Source organism: Bacillus sp. C30 (assembly GCF_040838255.1).
Lineage (GTDB): Bacteria > Bacillota > Bacilli > Bacillales > Bacillaceae_G > Bacillus_A > Bacillus_A mycoides.
On record NZ_JBFPJH010000528.1, the window covers coordinates 1 to 1,713 of the forward strand.

Sequence of the window (1,713 nt, forward strand, 5' to 3'; positions counted from 1 at the left end):
ACATAACATTGATAAATGCATAATAAAAAGCCTGTTTTCACAGACTTGTATTTTCATCTATAAGTAATTCCATTACAACACCTACAACTGGACCTTCGTCATCAATATCCCCATTTAAACGGAAGCCAAATGACTCATATAGTCCCATTGCGTGTTTGTTGTCAGGATGTAAACTTAAATAAATTATTTTACATTCGAATTTTTGTTGCAAGAATTGAATTAGTAAGCGAAGGAAACGTTTTGCGTATCCTTTTCCTTGAAATTGTTGGTCAATCATAAAACGATCTAACCATACACTTTCATGTTTTTGGGAATACCAACCGTACATTGCGTATCCAACGAGTGTTTCTTTGTCATATAAGCCTACTGACGTTCCGTTTTCTTCATATAATGATTCCGCTAAAGAAAACGCATTGCTTTCAATAAACTGCTGCTGGTCTTTTGCTACGTCTAAAGCAGCAACTGAACGCCAATTATTTGCTGTTACTTCACAAATGTGAAGATTCATAGTTCCAACTCACCTTCTAAATTAGTATAGCTTACAAGCTAATATGGATAATTCTACTTGTTATTTCGATCAAGTCAAGGATAAATACATAAAAAGGCAGCTGAATGACATATTCAGCTGCCTAGAAAATATAGTTGATTAGTTTGTTGCTTCTTTTAAAGTATTTACGTTTTCTTCCATTAATGTGAAGTAATCTTTATTGTTCTTTGCATCATCCTCAGAAATAGTAGCAAGGTGATTTAAGCGTAAAATTTTTGTGCCTGTTTCTTTTTGAATAACTGATGCTACTTTTGGAGTAGAGAATGTTTCAAATAAAATATATTGTAGACCGTGCTCTTTTACTGTTTTTGTAATGTCAGCAAGCTGCTTTTGAGATGGTTCATCAGATGCTGAAATTCCAGCGATTGGAATTTGTTTCAAACCGTATCGTTGTTCCCAGTAGCCGTAAGCTGCGTGTGAAACTAATATTTCTTTCGTTTTTGCATTTGCAACAACTGCTTTAAATTGATCATCTAAATCAGTAAATTTTGTTTGTAGTGCTGCAAAGTTTTTTTCGAACTCTTTTTTATGTTCAGGCTGTAATTCTACAAGTGCATTTTTAATTTTTTCTGCTTGTTTCATCGCAAGAGTAGGGTCTATCCAAACGTGTGGGTCTTTATCGTGATGATGTTCATCTTCTTTATGACCGTCTCCATGATCGTGCTGCTCTTCTTCAGATGAAGCACGAAGTTCGATATCTTTAGATGCATTTACAATTTTTACGTTTTCTTTTTTTAATGATTTTTCCATTTTTTCGGCAAATGGTTCTAATTCTGCGCCGTTATAAACAAATAAATCGGCTTTTGCCACTTGTACAGTCTGCTTTTGACTTGGTTCAAATGTATGAGAATCCGCACCAGGTGGGTAAATTGTTTCTACATTTACATAATCACCACCGATTTTTTTTGCAAAGTCAGCGAGTGGGAAAATGGTTGTATAAACAGAAAGTTTCCCATCTTTTTTCGCTGCACTATCTTTGTTGTTAGAACATCCAGCAAAGATGAGTGTGAAAATAAGTATAAATGAAAATAGAGCTAATTTTTTAGGCATATAATTCTCCTCTTTTCTTTTTTACAATTATATTTTCTCCAAATATAAGAAGAAAATATCGTTTTAATACAAAACGGAATAATTACGTTTTAGTTTGCGAACCTAGTATAATACAT

Annotated in this window: 2 protein-coding genes; both read right to left on the reverse strand. The window is 33.5% G+C overall.

Going from position 1 to position 1,713, the window contains the following annotated elements:
- Positions 1–37: 37 nt before the first annotated feature.
- A complete protein-coding gene (locus AB3X49_RS22510) occupies positions 38–508 on the reverse strand; it encodes a GNAT family N-acetyltransferase (protein ID WP_002012425.1) in 471 nt (156 codons plus the stop codon).
- A gap of 138 nt (positions 509–646) precedes the next feature.
- Entirely contained in the window at positions 647–1,597 is a 951-nt protein-coding gene (locus AB3X49_RS22515; RefSeq protein ID WP_002031461.1) for a metal ABC transporter substrate-binding protein, read from the reverse strand.
- Positions 1,598–1,713: the final 116 nt, after the last annotated feature.